The 1,583-nt window shown below is 74.7% G+C and carries 2 protein-coding genes; both read left to right on the plus strand.

Annotated elements, in window-relative coordinates; all coding sequences use genetic code 11:
- Nucleotides 1–143 precede the first annotated feature (143 nt).
- Entirely contained in the window at nucleotides 144–872 is a 729-nt protein-coding gene (locus AC0CYZ_RS11995) for a type 1 glutamine amidotransferase (RefSeq protein ID WP_472215564.1), read from the plus strand.
- Nucleotides 869–1,583, plus strand: a 715-nt coding sequence (locus AC0CYZ_RS12000) for an LLM class flavin-dependent oxidoreductase (protein ID WP_472215566.1), incomplete at its 3' end; no start/stop codon positions are given. The genes AC0CYZ_RS11995 and AC0CYZ_RS12000, both read left to right, overlap by 4 nt.

Here is a 1,583-nt window from a genome sequence, read left to right on the forward strand (position 1 = left end):
GGGAAGACCGGCTTCGCGTCGAGGAAGGCGACCGTCTCGTCATCGCTGTGCACGACGTGGGCGGGGGACGTCCCGGCGACGATGCCGCAGAACGCGCAGGGCTTCATGGGACGAAGTCCACCACCGCGTGCGTTGACCAACGCATGGACTCCCCGACGATGCTCGTGATCGGCCACGAGGTGACGCCCGAGACGGTGCTCGTGCAGGCCGGGACCCTCGGGTCCTGGGCGGCGGAGCGCGGGGTGGCGATCGTGCCCGGTGTCGCCGGCGCGGACCTGCCCGACCCGGCCGGGTTCGACGCGATCGCCGTGCTCGGCTCCGCCGAGGGCGCCTGGGACGACGCCGTGCCGTGGCTCGCCGACGAGATCGCCTACCTGCAGCGGGCGATCGCTTCCGGCGTCCCGATCCTCGGGATCTGCTTCGGCGGGCAGCTGCTCGCCCGCGTGCTGGGCGGCGCCGCGCACCGCGCGGACGGCCACCACGAGAACGGCTGGCGCACGATCACCTCCCACGTGCCCGAGGTGATCGCCGAGGGCCCGTGGATGGAGTTCCACTTCGACTCCTTCACCGCCCCGCCCGACTCCGAGGTCCTCGCCGTCTCCGAGCGCTGCGACCAGGCCTTCCGACTGGACCGTCACCTCGGCGTGCAGTTCCACCCCGAGATCACCCCCGCCGAGTTCGAGACGTGGGTGGCGCGCTGGACCGGGACGTCGATCGAGGACCGGTTCGACGAGCTCGGCATCACCACCGAGGGCCTGCGCGCCGAGACCGCGGAACGTCAGGAGGCCTCCCGTGTCGCGTCGTGGCGGCTCTTCGACGACTTCGGGCGCCGGATCGGGCTCCTGCGCGAGGAAGCCGGGGCGACGGCGTGACGGACCTGAAGGTCCGACTCGGGATCGGCGCCGGCCTCACCCTCGGGGACCCCGCCGAGGACACCCGGACGCTCGTCGACGGGTGCGAGCGGCGCGGCATCGACTCCGTGTGGTTCCCCGACCGCATCGCCACCGAGGCGATCGAGCCGCTCACCGCGCTGGCCTGGGCCGCGGGCCGCACCGAGCACCTCAAGCTGGGCACCGGCGTCGTCGTGCTCCCCGGACGCAACCCGGCCGTCGTCGCGCACCAGCTCGCGTCGCTGGCCGCCCTCGCGCCCCGACGCATCCTGCCGGTGTTCGGGCTGCAGCCGGCGACGCCGGCAGAGCGCACCGCCTACCCCGTGCCCGGGCCCCGCGCGGCGGTGTTCGAGGAGGCGCTCGTGGTCGTCCGGCGGTTGCTGACCGAGGAGGTCGTCACCCACCACGGCCGGTTCTTCACCCTCGACGGGGCCTCGGTGGCCCCGCGCCCGGCCAAGCCCCTGGACCTGTGGCTCGGTGGCCTCGTGCCCGCCGCTCTGCGCCGGGTCGGGCGCCTGGCCGACGGCTGGCTCGCCTCGTTCGTGACCCCGGCCGAGGCGGCCGCGGCGCGCACGGTGATCGCCGAGGCGGCCGACGACGCGGGCCGGGCGGTGGAGGACGACCACTACGGGACGAACCTGCTGGTCGTGCCCCCGGGGGCGAGCGCGGACGACGTCGAGCGGGCGTTCGCGA

Source organism: Actinomycetospora sp., from assembly GCF_055612215.1.

Excerpts from the sequence above, each read along its gene's own strand:
- AC0CYZ_RS11995 (WP_472215564.1), top strand. The coding sequence starts at position 144 with ATGGACTCCCCGACGATGCTCGTGATCGGCCACGAGGTGACGCCCGAG.